Origin of the sequence: Paenibacillus alkaliterrae (genome assembly GCF_021532375.1) — a bacterium.
Lineage (GTDB): Bacteria > Bacillota > Bacilli > Paenibacillales > Paenibacillaceae > Pristimantibacillus > Pristimantibacillus alkaliterrae.
Genome location: NZ_JAKGAP010000036.1, coordinates 1 through 23,417, shown reverse-complemented (window position 1 = coordinate 23,417; position 23,417 = coordinate 1). Strand labels below are relative to the sequence as shown.

Sequence of the window (23,417 nt, the reverse complement as noted above, 5' to 3'; positions counted from 1 at the left end):
AAGCAAATTGTCCATGGTGGCCAGCGCACTGTCGGCCACGTAGGTTAAGCCGCTCCATTCCTCATCGGAGAGGACCGAACGCAGGCGAGTGATAAAGGCGTTTTTCCACGTTTTATCATCTAAATTCCCATCTTCCACTTTCCCGATGATGGGCAGGCGCTGGGGCGTTACCCCAAGGCCGATGACAATCTGTTTCAAGTCTGGGCGTCCATCCTTGTTGTAACCATAAGTGACATTCAAATCGTCTTGATTTACATAGTCGCCTTGAACGGAGAAGGAAGTGGTGTCACTATGTAGAACATCTAAAGGTAATCCTAGGTGGCGAAGAACGGTTAATGACAATTGGGAGTAGACTTTCCAGCTCTGGGCGTCATACAGGCGGTCAAGCGTGCGTCCCAGCGCATCATCATTCAAATCCTCTGCCTTGCGCCCAGGCCCAAGAAGGAGTTCAATATCTTGCTCTTGATAGAATTCAGATACACGGTACAAGGGCATGCGTGAACAAAGGATATTAATGATCATCGCTTTCACTTGCGTGCCGGGTGAAACCTTGCAGTACGACGGATTCCACTCTACTGCCGAATTAATGATCGACTCCAAGCCGATTTCATCACAAAGCGCAGCGATCAATTGACTTGGACCTGCGGCGATGGAGACCATAGCCTCTAATTGCACAAAAATTCCCCCGTTCACAAGCGTTTGCTTTACTTTTTCGCCGCGGGCGGGTAGAAATCCTACTGCTTTAGGTTGCTATAATGAATATTTTCCATTTTATTCATGCGGAAAGTCGGATACATATTTCTATCCTAGTCATTTAATAGACTCTACTTGTATTCCTGTCTCAGTATCTTTAATTTGGCGATATAGTTGAATCTTCATTTTAGTTTTTTTCGCTTCCATTATAAGTGAATAAGGTTCAACATCAGAAATCCAAGTAATTGTCCAGCCTTTTGTATTAGAACTATTATCGAACCAATCAATTGCTTCTTTATAAGATAATGGAACAAGATAACATTTAGTGGTGTCAGTCGGATAAACCATGCATGCTGTTTCGGATATCTCTTTCATTGGTGGTAAGGGAATTTCCTGAGCGCTATTGCAACCAACTATTACTAACAAAATTGAAAAGATCAATAAGAATCTCCTCATAATTAATTCTCCTATCCTTTCTTCAAATGAATCGCACACATCTTCCGATCGATCGGTCTTAATACAAACTTTGTTTTGTACATATAAAACGAAATTGTTTTGATTAATGTTTCGTTACTACTTAGCTCTCCCTGCTCCGAGGGAGAGCTAAGTAGTAACATTTTCTCACGATATTTTTTGCAGTAACAAAACGCTACTTGCAATAATCATAGAAGTCAACCTTTAGCACATCACAAATCTTCTGACTCAATAATTAAAAAACTGGACACCCATGTTATGTGTGTCCAGTTAAGCCAACTTTGATTATTATTATCCAGCATACTTTGAGTTTTTCTTCTGCAATGACAGCAATTTCCGTATTTTCTGTCCAGATCATTTTGCGAAATTCCAAAGGGATTTGACAACCGACTCTCTAAATATTACATGTTCTGTCCTTTATCCTAAAATATTTGACAATACTCCAATACAAATGCGGTTTACAAGTTCATTCTGATCCCAGGAAATTTGATGCTATCCCAAAATATTTGACAACTTACATTTACTTATCGCTAATTGCTGCTTATCTCAATTAATTACATTTACTATATCCGCAATGACTGCATTGCTTGCAGCCCTCGATATTGATTAAAGTGGCCGAGCCGCAGGATGGGCATAAATCCCTTGAGGTAATTTCAGCATGATGCTGCGCTTCACCGCTCCCATTTGAATCCACAATTTCTTCACCAAATGTTGCATCTCCTGACAAATCAGACTCATCCCCCGCCGCTTGCTCTGCTTGCTGTTCAATATGCATCTCCAGTGACTTTGCAACCGCATCAGCAATTGACTCTACCCTGTTGACGCCAAATCCGATCGCGCCCGAACCGCCGATTCCCTTCAAATGTTTGATCAATAGCTTCACTTTATTCCCGTGATCACCATAGCGAAGGAACAACGAGCACACGCGCCCTAACGCTTCAGCCATGGCGAACACATCGGAGCCCGCTTTTCCGACATTCAGAAATATCTCGCCAGGGATGCCATTTAGATCATTGATTGTTATATAGGCCATTCCGAAAGGCGTATTTACTTTATAAGTCGCTCCGCGAAGCACCTGCGGCCTGCGTTTATATTGCCTGTCAACGATCTGTTCACCCTGGTCTGTTGGAACGGCAGCTTCGACCAAACCCGCATCAAATAATTCGTCGTGATCTACTGCAGGCGACTTGGCTGATTCGGGGTCCAACGTAGCCTGCTCTGCGGATTCGTTTTTCACTTCCACCGGCTCCTCATTTTTCGTCGAAAGCACCTGCACATCGCGGCTGCCGTCTCGGTAAATCGTAACGCCTTTGCAGCCAAGCTCGAATGCCAGCTCATAAAGCCGCTTTGTTTCCTCCACTGTGAAATCCGCAGGAGCATTAGCCGTCTTCGAGATCGAACTGTCGACCCAACGCTGAATAGCGGCCTGCACACGAATATGCTCCTCTGCGGACAAGCTCATGGCTGTGACAAAATAGTCCGGCAGCTCCTCGCCGGGATGAGCATCTTTCCACGCCTGCGCAATTGGCACATACTGTTTATCGAAGCCGAGCCGGCTTTGACGGAAATATTCGAATGCGAAATACGGCTCAATGCCGGTGGATGTGCCAACCATCGTCCCTGTACTCCCGGTTGGTGCTTGTGTGATGACCGTAACGTTTCGTATTCCATTTTTTTTGACTGCCTCTCCAATCTGGGGAAACGCGCCGATCAAATGCTGCATGAAGCCGCTTTGTACATACTTTTCGGCATCAAACGCTTGAAATGAGCCCTTCTCGGCAGCAATCTCACTGGATGCCAAATACGATTCGCGAGCCATAAACCTATACAGCTCATCTAGAAACGTTAACGATTCTGCGCTTCCATAGCGAATACCCAGCTTGATCATAAGCTCCGCCAGCCCCATCGTTCCAAGACCGATCCTCCGCTCCAGCTTCTGGTTCCGTTCATTTTCCTCAAAATGATAAGGCGTTTTGTCGATAACGTTATCCAGGAATCGAACCGACCATCGCGTCACCTTCGCCAGCTCATCCCATGCGACATCATGTTTTTCCTCATCGTAAAACTTAGATAAATTAACCGCGGACAGGTTACAAACTCCCCAGCCGGGCAGGCCCTGTTCTCCGCAATTATGAGCTACAAAACCATTTGCAATTAATGAATTTGTGATTGGTTCAGTAATATCATAAACTTCAACTATGTCCCCCTCGGAAACTGAAACCACTTTCGAAACAAATTTCTCATTTTTACGTGATTTCCTCGAGATTCGCTCAAGAGCATCTTGTTTTCTTATGATATATTTAAAACCTATTTCCTCTTTAAATACAACGATATTATTACCGGAAATAATCAATTCAAAGAATGGTTTTCCTACATAAATTCGTTGATCTCCAGTTTTTGTTGTGTATTCAAAATGTTTCTGCTGTTTTTTGTTTCGACTGTAAATGTGTCCATGGATACCAAAATTCAACAGCAACATTTGAACATCTTGTAACAATAATTTTGAACTAGATGTTAATCTAACTGTACGATGCATTTCGTCTTTATCATACACAGTACCATCTGCACTAAATAATGCTTGCAGATAAGCAACAACCGTCTCTCTTGAAGCAGTAAATATACAACTTGGGACTTGTTTTTCTCCAGCAGGAACCGCTTTTATGCCTAAATCAATCAATTTTTCCCTAAATGCTTTACGCCACCAATAAAGTTGACATGTGCCATTATCCCTTTGAAATCGTTTTGCCGCGACTCCACTAAATTTTTCCCCAGCTTCAATCATGTGTGAGATGATTTCTTTATCTTCTTGACCAAATACCATTCCAATATCCCCACGTTTTGAAAGCCAACCATCTCCTGTCATCCACCCTAAAAACATGCCCCATTGTTCACCAAGTTGATCATTTTTTGAAAATCCGCCTTTTCCAGATTGAATATATACAAGATCATTAGGTGTTAGATGTTGCGCTTCTTTCCAACCAGTAGACGTATATATACGATGCTCAGGCGTCACTTTAATTTCCATTCCATTTGCTAAAGAAACCTTAAAGGTTAATCTTTTACCTGTAGGAAAAACTCTTGCTGAACGTATACTGGTACCCACACTTTCGTAACTTCTTCCCCCCACTGCCTTAGCCTGCTGAATCAGACGATTATCTGTAACCATTTCAAATGCGTTATTCTCTACCTGTTTATATAATTCACTGATCCGTTGTAATCCAAATTCAGTAGCTATGCGAGTATCCGCATGAAAGCACGGATTCGTACTAATAATCGGATTAAAATACCAGCTGTTCGACATTTGGTTGTAGTATTCCATGAACACGACGCCGGGCTCGGCGGATTTCCAAGCCGAATCGATAATCGTGTGCCAGACGTCCCGCGCCTTTACCGTATTGTAATGGATGATCTTTTTACCGAGACGGCGCCATTCCTCTATATCCCCATTCCATAACTCGTTATAGTCCTCTTCCTTTGTATCCGGAAATACAAGCTCCCAATCAAGGTCATCCTTTACGGCCTTCATGAAGGCGTTACTCACACAAACGGACAAGTTGGCATTTGTCACTTGCCCCATCGTTTGTTTGACGGTGATGAATTCAAGTACGTCGGGATGCCAGTCGTTTATCATAATCATTAGAGCGCCTCTTCGACTTCCGCCTTGCTCAATCAACCCCGTCGTATAGCTGAACAGCCCTCCCCACGACACCGCACCGCTCGAAGAACCGTTCACGCCGGCCACGATCGCGCGCCGCGGTCTCAGTGAAGACAGGTTCATGCCGACGCCGCCGCCCCGTGCCATAATTTCGGTCATTTCCATCAGCGTCTGCATGATGCCGCCCCTGCTGTCCTTAGGAGACGGAACCACATAGCAATTAAACAGCGTCAGCTCCTCGCTCGCTCCCGCTCCAGCCGCTATCCGCCCGCCGGGCACAAGCTTCCAATCGTCCAAAATATAATTAAAATTCCGCTCCCATTCCCGCTGTTTCTCTGCGCCCTTCTCCACCGAGGCCATCGCCGAGGCCAGTCGGTTCCACATTTCCTTCGGCGTCTTCTCGAGCGTAAGCGTAAGCTTCTCCACGCTGGACTCTACTAAATCCCCGCTTCGCAGCCTCACCGTAGCCTTATCCCCCGAACGCGCGACCACTTCCCCGACTTCCTTCGCCGGAAACTTCGGATCGTCTTTCGTCAGAACGAGTACGACGTCTCCGACCTTTGTTTCGTTCGTGTCTGCATTTTTCCAAGCGTACCGATCCAAAAAGATTTTTTCGCTTAGTCCCTCAAGCCGTCTTCCACCCGTCATCTCCATCGCATCCCATTCCTCCCCATACTTTCCGCGCCTCAAGCATATCCAGCATATTGGTTGATTAAATCACGATATATTGTGTCATTAACCATTATACTATACAACATATTGATGTTCACCCTTGAAAATGGCTGAGCTTACCATCCAGCTCCGCGAATGCTCTCTCTCACCCTTTCTTGCTTATCCTTTCTCTTTTTTTAGCTGATTCTTATTATTATTGGATGAAAGGGCAATACTAATTATAACTTATCCTTTTACCGCGGAAGGAGCTGCACTTGATGTCATATTCTACAACACCGCAGGCTGCCTCGGCCGAGACCGGACCTGCTACCGCTACACGCAAGCTGCATCCGCTCGTTGAATTGCATTGCGATCGAACATGGTTCGAGGAGCTGCAAAATCGGTTGGCCCGAGGCGGTCCGTGGGATGATTGGACGTTATATCAACTCACTATGGAAGCAGAGCAAGCGAAACGAATTGAAAGCTTCGATCAATTGCTATGCTTGCGTTCCTTGCCTTCGTTCGAGCCGATGGCCCATCAGATCAGTACGGCGCGCAAGGTCGTGCATGAAATGGGCGGCCGGGCCATTCTCGCGGATGAGGTCGGTCTTGGCAAAACGATAGAGGCCGGACTTGTCCTCAAGGAATACATTGTCCGCGGATTGGCCAAACGCATATTGATTCTCGTGCCCGCCTCGCTGGTGCTCCAGTGGGTGAGAGAGCTTAATCAGAAGTTTGGCATTTCCGCCGTTGCCCAGAAGAAGGAGCACACCTGGGGCTATGACGTCGTCGTCGCCTCCATCGACACCGCGAAACGCGAGCCTCATCGCGAGATTGTTCTTGGCACCGATTACGACCTGATCATTATCGACGAGGCGCATAAGCTGAAGAACAAAAAAACGACGAATTACCAGTTCGCTAATCTATTGCGCAAAAAATATTGTTTGCTTCTCACGGCAACGCCTATTCAAAATGATCTCGATGAGCTTTACAATCTCATTACTTTGCTGAAGCCCGGCCAGCTTGGCGGACAAAGCGAATTCGCTGCCAATTTTGTTGTCGATAAGCGGCTTCCGAAAAATGAGGATCAGCTGCAGGAAGCTCTCTCGACCATCATGATCCGCAATCGCCGCGGAGACGGCGGCATCCATTTTACGAAACGGTTCGTGAAGAACATTCCGCTTCTATTATCGGAAGAAGAGAAAGCGCTGTACGATGCGGTCACCGGCTTCGTAAGAGAACGTTATGACGAAAGCGGCGGAGACATGTCGAGCATGCTCTCCCTCGTCACGCTGCAGCGCGAGGTTTGCAGCAGTCGCGATGCCGTATTTTTAACACTGGTCAATCTGTTCAAGAAGACAGCCGAGGACTCCCCGCTGCGGCCGAAAATATGGGAGCTTGTCGAGAAAATTCGTAACATTAAGGCAAACACGAAGGCCGAGAAGGCGATGGAGCTTGTTAAGGAATTTAATGATAAGGTGATTATTTTCACCGAGTACCGGGCCACGCAGGAATATTTGCTGCAATTTTTCAGGGCGCAGAATATGATTGCCGTTCCTTATCGGGGCGGCATGAACCGCGGCAAGAAGGACTGGATGATGGATTTGTTCCGCGGCCGGGCACAGGTGCTTATTGCGACGGAGGCAGGCGGCGAAGGCATCAATCTGCAATTTTGCCACCACATGATCAACTTTGACTTACCTTGGAATCCGATGCGCGTTGAACAGCGGATCGGTCGTGTTCACCGTCTCGGGCAGAAGGAGGATGTGAAAATTTACAACCTTTGCACGCTCGGAACGATCGAGGAGCATATCGTGAATTTGCTGCATGAGAAAATCAACCTATTCGAGCTGGTCATCGGCGAGCTTGACCATATTTTGGAGCGATTCGAGAAAGGCGACGGCTCGTTGGAGCAGAAGCTGGCAAAGGTACTGCTGGAAGCAGGAAACGATACGGCTTTGAAAGAGCAGCTGAATCAGCTGGGCTCCTCGCTTAGCCGAATTCGCGATGAGGTGAAAACCGTACAAGTTCCTTACGCTCCAGCCCCCGATCTGCTCGTTCAGCTGGATTCGCTTGGAGAAAGCGTGGAGGTGAGACCTTGAATGAGAAGCAGGTTCACAAATTCGTAAATCGTTACTTGGAAGCGACGGAATGCTCGATTTTGGAAAAATCGCCCGCTCATTTCACCGTCAAGCTTTCGCCGCATGCCGATCGCGAGCTTACGAACCGCCCCTATTATTGGAGCTTCGTTGACCGCGTTAACGCCGAGCCTGAGACCATGACGTTCTTGTTCGTAACGGATAAGGAAAAATATGATGCTGCGGAAGAAGCTAAAACAAATGCTGCAGCAGTTGACGCTTCCGTATCGGAACAGGATGCGGCAGCCAATGCCGCGCTGGGCCGCTCCCTTGGATTCATCCACGGAAGCCTTGCCGCGCCCGCACGCGTACCCCGTGAGGATTTATATTATGGCGCCCGCAAGCTGGACCAGCTATTCGACGCTGCCAAAGCAAAGGGCAGCTTCGTATATCTCTTTCAGGAGCCGGCAAAGCGCAGCGGCAATCCGTTTAACTCCTCACCCTACACCGCCTGGCTTGGGGTGAATATGAGAGTCGAATTTGCTTGCGACCGCAAGCGCGAGGAAATTCACTGCTTTGGCGTATCGCTCGCAACGGGGCAGTGCGTGGAGCAGTTTTACGATCGTTTATTGGCGCATAAGCTCACCCCGCGGCTGCCGGCCAATATTCATATAACGAAGAACGGAATTTCTTTTAATAAAGCGCTCGGCCTTGTAGAACAAGCGCTTGAGCGCAAGCTTCGCAGCTATGACTACGGCTGGGCCGAGAATGCTTCGACAAGATTAGAGGAAGAGCTTGCGCGTATAAGCGGCTATTACGAGCCGCTCCTCCACAATGCTCTTGCAGAAAATAAGCCGGCGATCGAGGAGCAATTCACTCAGCGGCAGTCTGAAATACGCTGGCAATATGAGCCTCGGGTAACGATGTCCGCCATTAACTGCGGAATCTTTCACCTTGAAGGCATCGACTGACGTTGTTTAGACGATATCCGCATCGTTACGCCAAAAAAAGGCGGTTCTCGGACCGCCCCTGCCCGACATGATGCAACAGTCTTCTTATAGCTTGTCCATTACAATGATAGTGAGGTGATCAATTATGCGAAAACCATTCATAAAGCTGACGGCAGCTTGCGTATTAACCGCTCTTGTCATTTATTCCGGCGGTTTGCAGCAGCAAGCTGCGACAGCGGCTGCAAATGCGGCGGAAAAACCGACAGCAGCCTATCAGCCCGTGGAGCAGCAGGCTAAGCTGTTCGTGGACGAGCTTGCCGAACAACCGGATTTTAATAGTTGGAAGCAAGCTTCCCTTCATGTTTCCCCCATCGGACCAGGTACACATAGCTGGCTTGTGCTTGTTAAGCAAACAAATGAAACCGTTGGTTATTTAGTCATTCATGCAGTTGAGAAAGGCGGTTACCAGTTAGGCGAATACGGGATAAGCAGTCATCCGCTGTTCGATGAACAGACGCTCACACGCTCTGTAAGGCAGCTTGAGCTCCTGAAGCCTGCCTCGGACATCGAACCGTTATACGTACACCCGCTGCTCGCCGCGTGGAAAGTGACTGCCGAGCAGGATACTTATTATACCGATGCTGCGAGCGGAGAGCTATTGCCCGTACAAACGAATGATTGGGCTGCCGCCTCTTCATCAAAGCTCATGGAAGCGGGCCGGAAGCAAGCACCGGCCTCCGCTAAGCTGCTAAAGCATGTTTCCTTGCCCTCATTCAATCCGTACGGGCTGATGCCCTGGTTAACGAAAACGCCAATCCAGCTGAGCACAAGCTCCTACTGGGGCCTATTCGCGAAGCTGAACAACAAAGAACAGCTGCGCTATACCGCAGAGCTGTTCGAAGGTCAAATGATGTATGTCTGGTCGGTCGTAGGTTACAACAAATGGAATAGCGGACATCTTTATATCGCTCTTGAAGCAGGTGAGGATGGCACGGATCGCCGCTATGTCCCGCTTTTATTGCTGCTTGAGCTCGGACACTTTTACCGTTGACGCCCCATCAGTCCCCGCCACCATAAAATAATACTCATTGGTCCATAGCCGAACCATCGCGTCAGCCAAGGCTCTCTACGAGCTTTGGCTGACGTTTTTGTTTGTTTACGTTCTGCTCTTGGTGTCTCCATATAAGCCACAAACTGCTCCGTCACGTATTTCACGTATTCATCGCCGCCTTTAGCCATACCTCTCACCTGCCCCATTATGATGTTGCTATAAGTTTGCCCGGCAGGACGCGAACATAAACATGTATGAGTTTTCCTTCAAACAGCCACGCTAACCGTATGTCAAAAAGGAACTGGAGGACCCTGCGATATGCTTCGTAAAATCATATTGGCAATGATCGCGTTATGGCTTGTCAACACAAGCAGCTCCTATGCTAATGTATGGCCCTTGCTTCCGGTTAATACGGATCAAGATTGGGCGCTTCCGTCTACCGTTGTCATCATCGACGTCGGGCATGGCGGAATCGATGGCGGGGCATCTGCAGCCGATATTCTCGAGAAAGATATTAATCTGGCCGTTGCAAGGAAGCTGTATCTGCTGCTTCGCAGTCAAGGCATCCCCGCCGTTATGAACCGTACAGGCGACTACGCGCTAAGTGAAGACAATCGCTGGCATATTACGCGCTCCAGACATCGCAAGGATCTGTCCCAGCGCCGGCAGCTAACTGAAGAAATCGAAAGCGAGCTGCTCGTCAGCCTGCATGTGAATTGGTCTAAAAAAGGCTCCCGGCGCGGTCCGCTCGTCCTTCATCAAAAGCGGGGCGAGAGTGCTCTGCTTGCATTTTGCATACAAGATGCGCTGAATCGACAACAAAATACGGCTTTCCTGCCGAGGGAAGGAAAGCCGTATTTTTTGTTAAAACAGGTCAAGCAGCCTGCCGTTATCATCGAAATGGGCTATATTAGCAGCGACAATGACCGCAGCATGCTAACCGATCCCCGCAGACAGCAGGACGTGGCAGCTGCTATTGCTTCAGGAATTAGGCAATATAGGTGGGTCGTTCATTGATCCTTGGATAAGCTCCCTTAGCTTGACGAATTGTACGCTCTGCTGCATAACCGGTATGGACTGCTGAAGGACAGAAGCCGTTTTCTTCCCCGGAGGTCCAACATGTCCGATCGTAATGCAGCTGGCGTGTGATTGCAAAAGCTTGCGAAGCACGCCGATCTGCTTAGAAATATGCTGAACAGTATAAATATCGTCAAGGAATACGTCATTAGACACGATCGGAACCTGAAGCTCAGCCGCAATTTTCGGCACAACTGTCTTATAGGTCGTGCGGCTGTCGAGAAAAAACAGCCCCCGCTCCTTGCAAACGCCCAGCACGATGCGCATCATTCTCTCGTCTGCGGTCACTTTCGAGCCCATATGGTTGTTCATGCCGATTGCATGAGGAACATCATCAATCGCATCCTCTACGCGCTTTCGAATTTCCGAGTCGCTTAAATCCGTCGTTAACGCGCCGGGTCCCAGCCATCTTTTCAATCCCTTATTGGGCTCCATCGGCATGTGGACGATGACGTCATGCCCTAACCTATGCGCCTCTTCCGCATCCTGCTTCGTTGTCGGCATGAACGGCATAATGGCCGCCGTAAATTTAACCGACAGCTTCATCATCTCCGTCGTGCCATCCATTCCGTTGCCAAAATCATCGATGACAATGGCGAGCGTACGCTGCTCCTGCTTCTTTTCGTTCACTGCCGGTTTTTGGCTTGGCATTTGGGCATATACAATCCTATTGCTGGATGGTGTCCCTGTCGCCAAAGCAACCGATAGGAATACAGCAATCGCAATCGCCTTCATTAGAAGCCGCTTCCATTGAAGACCTCCCCTCATTCTGTATCTATCATTAAAAAGATTATGTTGACTGCTCATCCCTTCACGCCCCTAACCTATTTACATTCATTGTTTGTGAATAGGGCATAAAATATGCTTCGTTGATCAACGTGCAGCAAGTTTGCAATGAAAGGGATTCAAAACTTGAATCGCAATATTGACTTTTTATTCGGAAACGTGCTACTATAAAGAACGTAATTGCAAAATGCGGTCGTGGCGGAATTGGCAGACGCGCTAGATTCAGGTTCTAGTGGTGTAACAGCCGTGGAGGTTCGAGTCCTCTCGACCGCACCATACATACAATTGACGCGAAATTTCAGCGCTTGCTGGCTTCAGATTGAAGTGTATATCGACGATGTGTCTAGTGTGGTTAACCTGGACACACAAAAATTCTCCTCGTGGCTTAATCACGAAGGAGGATTTTTTGTATTACGGCGAGAAAAACTATTAAAGCAACCACCACTCACCCAAATTAGTCTAGAAAATAGATCTAATCCGGCCAAACTAACCCATTCTGCAAACATAGATCTATTTTATCAACATGCTTGCAGCCAATTATTTTCAGCCTTCAATTACATTTTACAGCTTGCTCATAACATCATCCGTAATCTGAGCCAGCTTAATATGAGACAACTTCAGCTCCATGGCCTTCTGGGCTTCGTTAAAGGCGGACTCGATCGAGGATTGGATATGGCGGCCAACCGGACATTCTGGATTTGGCTTCTCGTGGATTGCGAACAGCTCATCCTGACCATTATTATGAACGGCACAATAAATATCATATAGCGTGATTTCACTTGCCGACCTTGTCATGACGGCTCCTGCAACGCCCGCACTGGTCGCGACAAGCCCCGCTTTGTTCAGCATGCCGATAATTCTGCGAATGACGACCGGATTCGTATTGACGCTGCCAGCGATATAATCCGATGTGAGCCGCGCACTCTTATTCGTGTCCAATAGGGTCAAAATATGAACCGCTACGGCAAACCTATTGCTGGTCATCGTAATCACCACCTGTCCTTAACTCGTTATTGCCTTTCATGTAAGTATTATAGTTACATGCATTTCCGATTGTCAAACAATTAAGAGTTGACTGATCCGCCATTTCCATGATAAGATATTCTCTGTTGTCACGCAAAATGCGGTCGTGGCGGAATTGGCAGACGCGCTAGATTCAGGTTCTAGTGGTGTAACAGCCGTGGAGGTTCGAGTCCTCTCGACCGCACCATAACTTTCATTAGCCCCAGCTCGCGAGCTGGGGCTTTTGTTCTTTTATCTGGACACATATCGACACAATTCCAAGCCCCCTGTTATGAGAAAGAGCCTTCGTCTCCATACCGAGACAATAGCTCTTTTTTTCGCTATGAAGCTTAGTCAACATTTCATATCGATCACTCTTCCAATAGGTTTGGACGTTCCTCGGAAGCCGGTGCGTACGCATATGCACGGCTTAGCTTAACGACTCGTCGATTCGGACGCCTGATGACGACCGTGGACTCATCCCAAGCGACTACGATTCCGAGCACATCGTTGATTTCCATTCCGTCCCTTACGACTCTTACTTTCTCGCCGCTTATGCGGTATTGATCCAATTGTTCTTCACTAACCACAGTCTTCCCTCCCGCCTCTGCCGCATCCCTTACAGCTATTGAAAAACCTCAATGCTTGCTCGCGCAATGCATTGAGGTCACGTTCATACGTCACAACCGCTTATTCTATCTTTTAACCTGCATGCTCTTTCGCGTCGTTGGTTTCATACCACTCATCCAATACCCGCGAAGACATGACGCGTTTACCGATATATTCGCCTTGGCGGTCCGTAAACTGATCCCGCCATTCAATAGACAACTCATCGCACAGCTTAACGATCGTCAGCAGCTCAGACCAAGCTACATAGCGTTTGTACCAAAAAAACTGCGGATGCTCGATCATATAAGGATACAAATCATCAAATTCCGTATGTTTGCAATCTAATGCGCGTTCGAAGTGTACCTTCGCGTCACCTAACTTCGCATACAAAAACTCAGCGGACATTTTCCCCATAGCTTGTGCCTCCCCTCGATCACTTCTGTATCATTATAAGCGATAATTCCGGATGGGAAAAGACTATTTCTACTGGAACATCTTACTCAAACTTGATTTCGCCGTTATCGAGCGACGAAATGCGTACGAGCGGTTCCACCCGAATGCCTTGCTCCCTAAGCGTTCTTCCCCCTGCTTGGAACGACTTCTCGACTACGATTCCGAAGCCGGCAAGCTCTGCTCCCGAGCGTTGAATGATTTTGATAAGACCGCGCGCGGCATCTCCGTTCGCGATAATATCGTCAATAAACAGTACCCGATCCTCTTCGGTTAGAAACTGCTTGGATACCATAATGTCGGTAACCATACCTTTTGTAAAAGACGGCACTCTCTCGCAATAGGCGTCTGGATCGGCAATGAGCGTCTTCTTGCGGCGGGCGAAAACGAGAGGCACTCCAAGCACGCAGGCCGTTGCGAAAGCTGCGGGAATGCCCGAAGACTCGACCGTAATGACCTTCGTAATTTTCTCTTCCGCGAAGCGTCTTGCAAACTCTTGTCCCATTTCCATCGTCAATGCAGGGTCGACCTGGTGGTTAAGCAAAGCATCTATTCGCAGCACGTCACTCGACAAAACCGATGCTTCCGCCAAAATGCGTTGTTTTAAGCTTTCCATCTTTCATGACCTCCACCAAAATCCTTTTCGTTAACGTACCATAGGTCAGGCAAAAAGTGCAACCTTATTGAAGCGGTCAAATGGCTTCGATTCAAAAATTAAGCATTCAATTAGAAAAATTTTCAAATCTACGGAAAAGAGGAGCAACTTTTCCCTTATTTTGTACGTCTACTTATAGTAAGATTAAAATATGATGTCCTATCGTTTTCATACATACTTGATGAGAGGAGTGCGGAGGATGAACTTAACCGGAAAAGAAGCGTCAAAGACTGCCCTGCTGGCCGCTGCTTCTGCTCTTGTTATCCTGGCGGCCGGTTGTCAAAGCGCCGCTACGACTCCGGAGGATCCGCTGACAAGCAGCTTAGGCGCTGGCCATAATCAAACCGACAACGAGCCTGATAGTCCACAGAAGACGTATTCGGAACAAAATGACGACGAGCGCGCTACCGAGGAGCCCCATACGAATCGCGCGGATACAACAAGCGATACAAGCGCCGAAACCTCCACTCTGAATAAGCCGGAGGATACCAAGGCTACCGTAGAAACGGAAAGCGAGAAATCGTCATGGAGCTCCTCCGATCCAAAGCTGCATGAAATCGCAATCGGTGATGCCGTTTCGAAGGTCAGCAAGCTGTTTGGCAAGGAAATCGACAGCTACACGCTGGAAGAAGAGACTGGCGCGATCCAAGTGCTCGAATATGATGGCTTCGCAATCGGAATCAATGGCGGCAAAACCGTACAATTCGTGGAAGTGTACGGCGAACACGTCTCCTCGGGCCTAAGCGGCCTTCGAATTGGAGACAAGCCTGAAGCCGCTCTCCGGCTGCTGGGCAAGCCGCATAAGCAAACGACTTATTTGCTCACCTATGAAGCGGAGAATGCATTGCTCAAGCTGGATTTGGATCCCGCGCATAACACGATCGTCTCCATTAAGCTGCTCTCGCTCAGCTAACCAACACGATCGTTTTCGATCTTGCCCAAATGAGGCGGGACTCATGCTCGGCAAGTATAGCCGCCGCTTACGAATAGCCGAAGCTGGCTCCGGAAACCATTCCGGCGCCAGCTCTCGGCTTTTTTTTCGTTTAATGAACTGTCGCAAGAAATGTCGTCGATCTTATTTAATCTTTTGAAAAAAGTCATGCCTGTCCTCCGTTGGACATACCTTCTAAGTATATAAGGTTCTTTGAACGGGGGAAGGTAGAAAATGTGGAAGCGTACAGGCACGGTGCTGCAAATTGCAGCAACCTATATAGGCACGGTTGTAGGAGCCGGCTTCGCCACCGGGCAAGAAATATTGCAGTTTTTCACCCGATTCGGCTACTTGGGCACAATTACGATAGCATTGTCTACCGTTTTGTTCATATGGCTCGGTACAAAAATGATGCTAATCGCCAGCGAAATCCGCGCCAAATCCTACGAGGACTTAAACAAGGCACTCTTTGGCGAAATATACGGTCGCTGGATCAGCCACTTCATGCTGGTCATCCTGCTCGGTGTAACGGCGGTCATGCTTGCCGGAGCAGGCACTATTTTTTATGAGCACTGGAATATTTCCTATCAATCCGGTCTGCTTATTACGGTCACGGCCTGCTACTTCCTGCTGCGCAAAGGGATGAAAGCGATCCTGACGGTAAACGCGATCGTCGTCCCGATCATGCTGCTGTTTACCGTGCTCATTATTATCGATACGTTCCAGACGCCCGGCGCCGGTAGATTCATGACGCTGTCAAGCGATCATTCAATCTTTGCCGCATGGGCATCGCCTTTTCTGTATACCGCCTTTAACCTGTCGATGTCGCAGGCCGTGCTCGTCCCGCTGGGAGCCGAAGTCCGGGACCGGAAGACAATTATTGCCGGCTCTTGGGTCGGCGGAATCGGAATCGGCTTTATGCTTTTGGCCGGACATATCGCTTTATCCGTTTATATGCCCGGTATCCAGCAATACGCCATTCCGATGGGCGGCATTGCAGGACAGCTAGGGCACAGCGTTCAGTTTATTTATATCTTTATCATTTTCGCGGAAATCTTCACGACTCTTATCGCCGATATTTACGGCCTTACGCTTCAGCTCCATGAGCGATTGAAATGGTCCCGCAGCCTGATCGTACTGCTCATTCTGGCCATATGCTACGTCACCAGCCAGATCGGCTTCGGGATGCTTCTTTCAATGCTCTATCCGTTGTTCGGGCTTATCAGCTTCGGCTGGCTTATTCTTATCATCCGCAAGAAAGTTTTGACGAATTGAGGAGGATCACGGTTAGGCCAGGCTTAAATACTGATGAGGGCTGCGCTCCCGCAATGCTCAAGCATTGCATCCCGAATATGCTCGTGACAGGTCATTACGATCAATTGCCTGTCATTCGAAAGCTCTGCCGCCAGCCTGGCAACCGCATGGAGACGCCCGCGGTCGAAGTTAACGAAAACGTCGTCCAGCATAAACGGCAGCTTCACCGAATGCGCGGCTTCCTCGGCCAAGGCGAACCGCATCGCCAAATACACTTGCTCAGCCGTTCCCCGGCTCAGCATACTGCTGTCAACCAAACGCCGGTCTGACGATTCCAGCCGAATGCCCGTTTCCCCCGGCGTCGCGAGCACGCGAATATATTTGCCGTCCGTAAGCTTCGAAACATAAAGGGAAGTCTTGCGCAGCACGACAGGCTGACGCTCTTCCTCGTAAATTCGTTTAGTTTTTCGGATTAACGCCGCGCTGATCGACAGAACCGCATAACGTTCCATATCCGCTTCCAGCTGCGCTATGGTCATGGCCTTCTGAGCGAGCAGTTGCTGCTGCTCCTCCTCCTGAAACAAATGCTCCACCGATTGCCTTAACCTGCCCCGTTGCTCCAACTGCTCCCGCTTTTGCTTCTCCAGCTGCTCGTACGCAGCTTGCGCGGCGGCTTGCAAAGCTTGAAGCTGCTCCTCATCACTCGCCGCATACAGCTCCTCAAGCTCGGCAATCCGGCTTTCCGGCATGCCTGCCGTTATTTCCACCTCCAGCTTTGACAGCTCCAGCTCGAGTAAAGCCGCTTGCTGACGATGCCCAAGCGCCGACTCATAGCCCTGCTCATTATCGATGCCCGCCGCTTCCAGCTGCGCGGCTATCGCTGCCTGCAGCTCTTGCATTCTCGCCTCGACAGAGTTCAAGGAGAGAAGCAGCTCGGCTCGGCGCTCTTCTATGCCGCGCGCTTCCCGCTCGGCTGCTGCGTGCCGGCGCGACTCGGCATGCAGCAGCCGCAGGGCGAGCACCGGGTCGGCTGCGAGTTGGCGCTCTGCTTCCTCGAATCCCTCGCACAATGCGGCCGCTTGCGCAGCGAAAGCGGCCACATGGTCCCGGGCAGCGGCTTGCTTGGCCGCCAGCCGGTCGTATTGGTGCAGCCGCTGCAGCGCTTGCCCGGCAAGCTCGAACGCTTCGAGCGCAGCTGACGGCGACATCTCCGCCGGCAGCGAGCGTGCTGCAAGCCAGCCGGCCCATTGCCCGGCGGCGGCTTGCTTGATTTGCGCAGCGGCTGCAGCGGCCTCGCTGCGCTCCGCAGCAAACGCGCGCAGCCTGCTTAGGCGGCGGGCGAGCTCGCTGCGCTGGACTTGAAGGCGCTCGCTGATCTGCAGCGCCTCGATCCGGCCTTCCACGGCAGCGCGCAGCTGCGAACGCGCTTGCTCGGCGGCAAGCAGGTGCTCAGCCGAGCTATGATGCTTTGCGGCAAGCAGCGCCGCCGCTGCCTCAGCCGGCTCACGCACGATTGTTTCGAGCGCAAGTTGTACCCGCCGCTCTGCATGACTAAGGTCGCTATCTGTTGCCGCTCCCGTTCGCACCCCTCCGCGCAGCCGGCCGCGTCGAGCTTCTTCCGCACGGCTTGCAGCCCGCGCGGATCCGCCCCCGCCGCGGCTTCGCACGAGCGCGGCGGCAACGAGCGCAAGCGCTGCTCCCGCCAGCGCCAACGCGGCCAAGCCGGCGCCGCCGGCCGCTTCGCCCGCGGCGGCGCCGCTAAGCGCAGCCGCGCCAAGCGCCAGCGACGCTCCGCCCGCGCCCGCCGCCGCAGTCCACAGCGGCCCGGCCCGGCCCCGGTCCGCAGCAGCCGCGCCGCGGCCGGCCGCCTCGCTCCCGCTCGCGGCCCCGGCGGCGCCGGCAGTGCGCACCCGCTCGAGCTCCCACTCGCGGAGAGCGCGGTCTACGGCGTTCCACGCCTCCCGCAGCGCTTCCCGCGCAAGCGGCAAAACCGCGAACCCCGCAGCGCTCTCCCGCTCGCGGCGTACACGATCGCCCTCGAGCGCCGCATCCGCTTCGTCCAGCGCATTCACCGCTTCCCGCTCCTGCTGTCCCAGCGCCTCCAGCTCCGCAGAGAAACGCTCCGTCGTGCGAGACAGCTCGGACTCCTGCTGCTTCGCATTTCTCACATAATCGCGTTCGGCAACCGTCACGCTAAATCCGCGAAGCTGCCGCTCTGTCCATTCCGGCGCAATGCTGCTTGCCAGCCTCGCAATCGCTTCATCATGCTCCCTCAGCTCGGCATCAAGCTCGCTGCACTCTTCCTTCAGCATGCGAATGCTTTCCGCCGTTTGCAGCAGCGCATCCGTCTCATGCCCGATCCGGATCGCATGCTCATCGTATCGAATCGCTTCCAGCTGAAGCTCAAGCAGCATGAGCTTCTGCCTCGTCCGCTCCGATTCATCGCGGCATTCCGCCCTCAGCCTTCTTAGTTCCTCCCAGCTCCTCGCCGCTTGAGCCGAAATGGTCAAAGCGTAAGTAAGCGAATTACGCTCTATAAGCAGCTTTTGCTTGCGCAGCCACAGCGGTCTAACGGCGCAAGCCTTGTTCAGCAGCTGCAGCCTCGCTTCCGTAAGCGGCAGCTCCGATTCCAGCTGGTTCAAGGAATGGTCCAGCAGCTCCGACTGGCCAATTAAATCATTGTAAGCAGCAATCGCATCCTTGCGTCTGCGCAATGCGGCTTCGACCTGCTCAAGCGTCTTGAGCTGCTGATTGATTTGCTGAATCGTTCCGCGCGGCTTAAATAAGGCATCCATTTCCTGCGATAACCGTTTCTCTGCCGCCGCGATCGATTTGCCGCCGTCCCATCCCGCGTGGTACAAGTACCGCCCAAGCTCATCCCCCGACAATGCCCCGATTTCTTGAAGCTCGGTTAACGTAATGGCAAACAATTGGCGATAAAGCCGTTCGCTTACTCCTCCAAGAAATGTTCGCTCCCAATCCGTCTGTGTCAAGATCACGCCCTCGCTAAACGCATGAAGAGCTTCGGCGCCCCGCATGACCTCTCTGTCTTCTCCAGAAACTAGACTGCGCACCTTCAGCCTTCCCGTCCCGTCAGCCGCATAACGGTCAAGCACATAGCGCTCGCCCGTCTGGTCGCCAAAAAATAAGCGTCCGCCATGCTTCCCGCCATTCACTGGCTCTTGCCTGTCAGCGGCTTGTCCTCGTTTAGCGAAGCCGTACAGCATCGTACGAATGAAGCTGAACATCGTGCTTTTGCCCGCTTCATTCGGACCGTATACGAGAATGACGGGGGCATCCAGCGAAAGCTCTTTCCCAAACAGCTGTCCAAAACCATCTATCTCAGCCCGATGCAGCCTCATATCTCACCTCTTCCTTCAAGTATCCGTCCCTTGCACCAAACTAAGAGTAAGCTCGCGCGCCTGCTCGAGCCACTGCGCCGGAAGCTCGTCCAGCTCCTCGCGCAGGAGCCTCCCAATCTTTGAATGACCAGCGAGCGGGCTAATCGCATCCTTGGCAAATTCGCGCCACTGAGCCTCATCATCCGCCAACCGTTCGCTTAGCCGATAAAGCTCCCCTGCAAAGCTGTCTTCCGCAGCCAGCTCATTCCAATGGATTGCCGCCCCCGTATGTACCGCAAGATCGTAAACGTATACCCAAGACTCGCCTGCATGACGCTGCCTGCCTTCCTGAAGCTGCTCCAGCAGCGTACGGACGACCGCTTTATCGATTAGCTGGTGATGAAGCGCTCCTCGTCCCGTCAAAAGAAACCGAAGCATGACCGGGCGCTCTTCGGCCTCCTCGGCAAGCAGCTCCGCCGCATCGGCAAGCTGCTGCAATAACTCCTGCTCCGAGCCTGCTGTTTCAATCGGAACGGTATGCTCCAGCCAGCGTACCCGGTCAAGCGGTACAAACGTAAGCTCGACGGCACGCGCTGCAGTGACATCTACGATATAACAGCCTTTCGGACCCGTTTCTCGGGGGTTTCTCCCTTGCGTATTGCCCGAGTAGACGACATGAGGATATTCATACAGCACTCTGCGCATATGGATATGGCCAAGAGCCCAATAATCAAAGCCCTTGCCGCCGATCAGCTCTTCAAGCGAGCAAGGGGCATACGGATCATGCTCGCCGTCGCCGTCAACATTGCCATGCAGCAAAGCGATATGAAAGGGCCCCTCCGGCTGGATCCGATAGCTCGCTGCCGCATTTTCCGTCATGATTCGCGTGCCGTAGGATAAACCGTAAACAAAAGCAGCCAGCTCACCGCTTCTGCGATAGGCCGGCCGATATTCCATTCTCTCCGCGCCAAATACGCAGACGTTACCCGGCAGCTTCAAATCCGCCCTGGCGCCATTCAGAGGGTCGTGATTGCCGTGAATGACAAACACGGCTATGTTGTGCTCCTGCAGCTTCTCCCACTCCCGGACGAGCAGAAGCTGCGCTTTGAGGGAACGGTCAGCCTCATCGAACAAATCGCCTGCCAGCACGATAAAGTCAACCCGCTCGCGAATCGCCGTCTCCGTCAACTGACGCAAGGCCGCAAAGGTTGAATCGGACAACACTTCACGAACCTGATCGGGCGCCTTCGCAAGTCCGCGAAACGGGCTATCCAAATGCAAATCCGCGGCATGAATGAATCGAAAGGGTACAGTCATTGCTTCACCGCCTATAGCGAAATGGTTAATCTTTATTCCGGCTTCATTTGGATATATACCTTCTTAAGCTGAGAAATGACGCGGGAAAGTGAATAAACCTTCTTCGCCTTATCCCATCCCGCTCTTGCGAGATTGTACCGGTACGCAGGATCGGTTACGACCTTTTCGAGCGCCGCTGCAAGCGCTGCGGGATCCTCGGGCGGAACGAGCAGGCCGTTGACGCCATCGTCGATTTGCTCCGCAATGCCGCCTACGTTCGTCCCGACAAGCGCCAGCCAGCATAATGCCGCTTCCGCGAATACGGAGCCGAACGCCTCCGCACGGGAAGGCAGGACGAATACGTCGAAGAATGGCATGAATTCCTCTGGATGCAGCATGTAACCGTAAAAAATAATATCATCGTATAAGTCCAATCTAACGGCTAACAATTCGAGCTCCTCGCGAATTGGACCGTCTCCGATGATATGAAGCATGAACGGATGGCCTTGCTTTTTCAGCTCGGCGCAAGCATGCAGCAGCACATCCAGCCCTTTCGCCGGAACGAGCCTGCACACCGTGATCAGCTGCGTGACTGCGTTGTCATGCGCGATGGGTTTAAATCTTTTTTCATCAAAGCCGTTCGGTATCACCTTAATACGATCGGCATGCTTAATTTGGGGAGCGATGTACGAACGAAACGACTCCGATACGGTGAGAAGCTGATCGGCCTTCGCCTCCAGTTCCCCGTAAATACTCATGAGAAACCGGTGTTCCGGTCCACCCTCCGCTATTTTCCCGTTCAAAATAAGCTCTCTCTCATAGCTCGAGTGGATCGTCACCGCGAGCGGCGTTTCCGGGAACAGCTGCTTCATAACTAGCGCGGCGATCGGGTGATGCGCATGAATGATATCGTACTGCTTTTTAACGCGCATTTTTGTCCACCAGATGTAGTCCCGGTAGGTTTGTATATATTTATCGACAATTATATTTCCGGTATAAGCCGTATGATCGAACGTTTCGAATACGATCTCGTCTTGCCCTTTGCTCCTGACGCGCTTAGGCAGCGAAAACAGCTCCATTTGCCAGCCAAGCTTGATGAAACGTTCCTGAATATACGGGACCATCGATGAAACGCCGCCCGGCTGCTCCGGTGGAAAAAACAACGCTTGTAAAATGTTCATATGTCCCATCCCCTCAACGTAATCCTTATGTCTAAACTATTCGTTCACCGTAAAACATGATATAGTAGAACATACGTTTCTGTAAAGCTACTGACTCTAATTCTATTAAATGGTGGTTAGCTCATGACAATTTCGCACTGGCTTGCGTGGCCGAACGGCCAGCTCTTATCTTCATCGGCCATCATCGTTATTCTCGTACTTATGCTTTTTATGTCGGTGAGGCTGTATATCAGCTATCGCAATAAACAAATTTACCGCTGGCTTATTACGGCCATCCCGCTTATTATCGTCAAGCAATGCCTGACAGCTGTACTCGCCTATCCGGACCTGTCATTCATACCCTGGTTTTATTTGACGTTCACCGTTTTGCAGATCGTCTCATTTATCATTATAAACTTTGTTTTCATGAAATTATATACGGGACGTTCCGCTCAGTTGAAAGGCCTTCCGTTTATTATTATAGGTATGTTGACTTTTGTCATTGCAGGCATTCAAATTGCGATTGCGCCTTCAGCGGCGGATACGGGCGTTGCTGTCGATGCCTTTACGTTTCCTGCCCTCGACTTTTATGGATTAATCGTTATTTTCATTATCATGCTTGGCACGAGAAGCGCCGCTATGAACGCCAAATATTACGCGAGCCTCATCGTCTTCTTCGTAAGCGAGCTCGCTCGGCTGGCGGGCGCTTACGTGTTCCATGGCTCATTGGGATGGCTCGCGCTGCTTAGCCAGCTGCTGCCGATAATTTATTACGCTTTGTTATTCCTGCTTCTATTTGAATGGGTCATTGAGCGATTGCTGCTTACCTATCAATCGTCCATTATGGATGGCTTGACCGGCCTGTACAACCGCCGTCATTTTTATTCGAAAGCCGAACAGCTTCTGCAGCAGTGCAAGTCGATGGCTATCATTTTCGGCGATATCGACAATTTTAAGAGGCTCAACGATACGCACGGGCATCTCAAGGCTGACGGCGTACTGAAGCAAGTGGCCGTGATCATGAAGGAGGAGTCGAGCGGAATCGGCTCGGCAGGACGCTATGGCGGGGAAGAGCTGCTGGCCTGCATCAACACCGAGCGGGTAAAGCCCGAGCTGGTAGCCGAATCGATTCGCCGCAGAGTTGAAGCGGAGACGATGGTTACCATCAGCGTTGGCTTCAGCACCTCTAAGGAAAGCAAACATATTCAGGAAGTGATTAAACAGGCCGATGAGGCGATGTACCATTCGAAGACGACGGGGAAAAATAAAGTAACAGCGTTCAAATCCATCAGCTCTTCTAAGCG

Annotated in this window: 19 protein-coding genes and 2 tRNA genes; 9 read left to right on the top strand and 12 right to left on the bottom strand. The window is 50.7% G+C overall.

The window, feature by feature from the left end:
* The 3 genes from L1N85_RS15725 to L1N85_RS15715 all read right to left on the bottom strand — a co-directional run.
* On the bottom strand, positions 1 to 675 hold a 675-nt coding region (locus L1N85_RS15725; RefSeq protein ID WP_235240031.1), incomplete at its 3' end, for an IS1634 family transposase.
* A 135-nt stretch (positions 676 to 810) separates the two neighbouring features.
* Entirely contained in the window at positions 811 to 1,134 is a 324-nt protein-coding gene (locus L1N85_RS15720; protein WP_235240030.1) for a hypothetical protein, read from the bottom strand.
* A 583-nt stretch (positions 1,135 to 1,717) separates the two neighbouring features.
* On the bottom strand, positions 1,718 to 5,476 hold the full coding sequence (locus L1N85_RS15715) for an LAGLIDADG family homing endonuclease (protein WP_235240029.1): 3,759 nt from the start codon (positions 5,474 to 5,476) through the stop codon (positions 1,718 to 1,720).
* Between the two features lie 275 nt (positions 5,477 to 5,751).
* Here L1N85_RS15715 and L1N85_RS15710 point away from each other — a divergent pair, with 275 nt between their 5' ends.
* The 3 genes from L1N85_RS15710 to L1N85_RS15700 all read left to right on the top strand — a co-directional run bounded on the left by L1N85_RS15710 (position 5,752) and on the right by L1N85_RS15700 (position 9,552).
* Entirely contained in the window at positions 5,752 to 7,575 is a 1,824-nt protein-coding gene (locus tag L1N85_RS15710) for a DEAD/DEAH box helicase (RefSeq protein ID WP_235240028.1), read from the top strand.
* Positions 7,572 to 8,522 (top strand): YqhG family protein, encoded by a 951-nt coding sequence (locus L1N85_RS15705; RefSeq protein ID WP_235240027.1) that lies wholly within the window; start codon positions 7,572 to 7,574, stop codon positions 8,520 to 8,522. Before L1N85_RS15710 ends, L1N85_RS15705 begins: the two co-directional genes overlap by 4 nt.
* A gap of 124 nt (positions 8,523 to 8,646) precedes the next feature.
* Positions 8,647 to 9,552, top strand: a complete 906-nt coding sequence (locus L1N85_RS15700; RefSeq protein ID WP_235240026.1) for a hypothetical protein — start codon at positions 8,647 to 8,649, stop codon at positions 9,550 to 9,552.
* On the opposite strand, the gene L1N85_RS15695 is transcribed toward L1N85_RS15700, so the two are convergent.
* Positions 9,543 to 9,740: a YqzE family protein gene (locus L1N85_RS15695; protein ID WP_235240025.1), complete on the bottom strand. Its 198-nt coding sequence runs from the start codon at positions 9,738 to 9,740 to the stop codon at positions 9,543 to 9,545. The two genes, L1N85_RS15700 and L1N85_RS15695, sit on opposite strands and share 10 nt — an antisense overlap.
* 130 nt (positions 9,741 to 9,870) lie before the next feature.
* Between L1N85_RS15695 and L1N85_RS15690 the strand changes: the two genes are divergently transcribed.
* The gene (locus L1N85_RS15690; protein ID WP_235240024.1) at positions 9,871 to 10,569 is read left to right on the top strand and encodes an N-acetylmuramoyl-L-alanine amidase family protein; all 699 of its coding nucleotides are present in this window, start codon (positions 9,871 to 9,873) and stop codon (positions 10,567 to 10,569) included.
* Here L1N85_RS15690 and L1N85_RS15685 read toward each other — a convergent pair.
* A complete protein-coding gene (locus L1N85_RS15685; protein WP_407946449.1) occupies positions 10,534 to 11,436 on the bottom strand; it encodes a divergent polysaccharide deacetylase family protein in 903 nt (300 codons plus the stop codon). The two genes, L1N85_RS15690 and L1N85_RS15685, sit on opposite strands and share 36 nt — an antisense overlap.
* 168 nt (positions 11,437 to 11,604) lie before the next feature.
* Here L1N85_RS15685 and L1N85_RS15680 point away from each other — a divergent pair.
* A tRNA-Leu gene (locus L1N85_RS15680) sits at positions 11,605 to 11,691 on the top strand.
* 285 nt (positions 11,692 to 11,976) lie between these two features.
* On the opposite strand, the gene L1N85_RS15675 is transcribed toward L1N85_RS15680, so the two are convergent.
* A complete protein-coding gene (locus tag L1N85_RS15675; protein ID WP_235240023.1) occupies positions 11,977 to 12,399 on the bottom strand; it encodes an Rrf2 family transcriptional regulator in 423 nt (140 codons plus the stop codon).
* 139 nt (positions 12,400 to 12,538) lie between these two features.
* Here L1N85_RS15675 and L1N85_RS15670 point away from each other — a divergent pair.
* A tRNA-Leu gene (locus L1N85_RS15670) sits at positions 12,539 to 12,625 on the top strand.
* Between the two features lie 163 nt (positions 12,626 to 12,788).
* Here the strand turns inward: L1N85_RS15670 and L1N85_RS15665 are convergent.
* The 3 genes from L1N85_RS15665 to L1N85_RS15655 all read right to left on the bottom strand — a co-directional run bounded on the left by L1N85_RS15665 (position 12,789) and on the right by L1N85_RS15655 (position 14,092).
* Positions 12,789 to 13,007 (bottom strand): hypothetical protein, encoded by a 219-nt coding sequence (locus tag L1N85_RS15665; protein WP_235240022.1) that lies wholly within the window; start codon positions 13,005 to 13,007, stop codon positions 12,789 to 12,791.
* A gap of 112 nt (positions 13,008 to 13,119) precedes the next feature.
* Positions 13,120 to 13,440 (bottom strand): hypothetical protein, encoded by a 321-nt coding sequence (locus L1N85_RS15660; protein WP_235240021.1) that lies wholly within the window; start codon positions 13,438 to 13,440, stop codon positions 13,120 to 13,122.
* Between the two features lie 82 nt (positions 13,441 to 13,522).
* The gene (locus L1N85_RS15655) at positions 13,523 to 14,092 is read right to left on the bottom strand and encodes a xanthine phosphoribosyltransferase (protein WP_235240020.1); all 570 of its coding nucleotides are present in this window, start codon (positions 14,090 to 14,092) and stop codon (positions 13,523 to 13,525) included.
* Between the two features lie 238 nt (positions 14,093 to 14,330).
* On the opposite strand from L1N85_RS15655, the gene L1N85_RS15650 reads away from it, so the two are divergent.
* Both L1N85_RS15650 and L1N85_RS15645 read left to right on the top strand, forming a co-directional pair.
* Positions 14,331 to 15,044: a hypothetical protein gene (locus L1N85_RS15650; protein ID WP_235240019.1), complete on the top strand. Its 714-nt coding sequence runs from the start codon at positions 14,331 to 14,333 to the stop codon at positions 15,042 to 15,044.
* A 252-nt stretch (positions 15,045 to 15,296) separates the two neighbouring features.
* Entirely contained in the window at positions 15,297 to 16,337 is a 1,041-nt protein-coding gene (locus L1N85_RS15645; RefSeq protein WP_235240018.1) for a YkvI family membrane protein, read from the top strand.
* A 23-nt stretch (positions 16,338 to 16,360) separates the two neighbouring features.
* Here L1N85_RS15645 and L1N85_RS15640 read toward each other — a convergent pair whose 3' ends face one another.
* The 3 genes from L1N85_RS15640 to L1N85_RS15630 are packed head-to-tail and all read right to left on the bottom strand — an operon-like array spanning position 16,361 to position 22,134.
* Complete coding sequence (locus L1N85_RS15640; RefSeq protein WP_235240017.1) at positions 16,361 to 19,678, bottom strand: AAA family ATPase; 3,318 nt, start codon at positions 19,676 to 19,678, stop codon at positions 16,361 to 16,363.
* Positions 19,679 to 19,693: 15 nt separating this feature from the next.
* Entirely contained in the window at positions 19,694 to 20,974 is a 1,281-nt protein-coding gene (locus L1N85_RS15635; protein ID WP_235240016.1) for a metallophosphoesterase family protein, read from the bottom strand.
* 32 nt (positions 20,975 to 21,006) lie between these two features.
* Positions 21,007 to 22,134: a glycosyltransferase family 4 protein gene (locus tag L1N85_RS15630; RefSeq protein WP_235240015.1), complete on the bottom strand. Its 1,128-nt coding sequence runs from the start codon at positions 22,132 to 22,134 to the stop codon at positions 21,007 to 21,009.
* A 123-nt stretch (positions 22,135 to 22,257) separates the two neighbouring features.
* Between L1N85_RS15630 and L1N85_RS15625 the strand changes: the two genes are divergently transcribed.
* Positions 22,258 to 23,417 (top strand): GGDEF domain-containing protein (locus L1N85_RS15625; protein WP_235240014.1); only part of this gene is annotated, 1,160 nt, incomplete at its 3' end.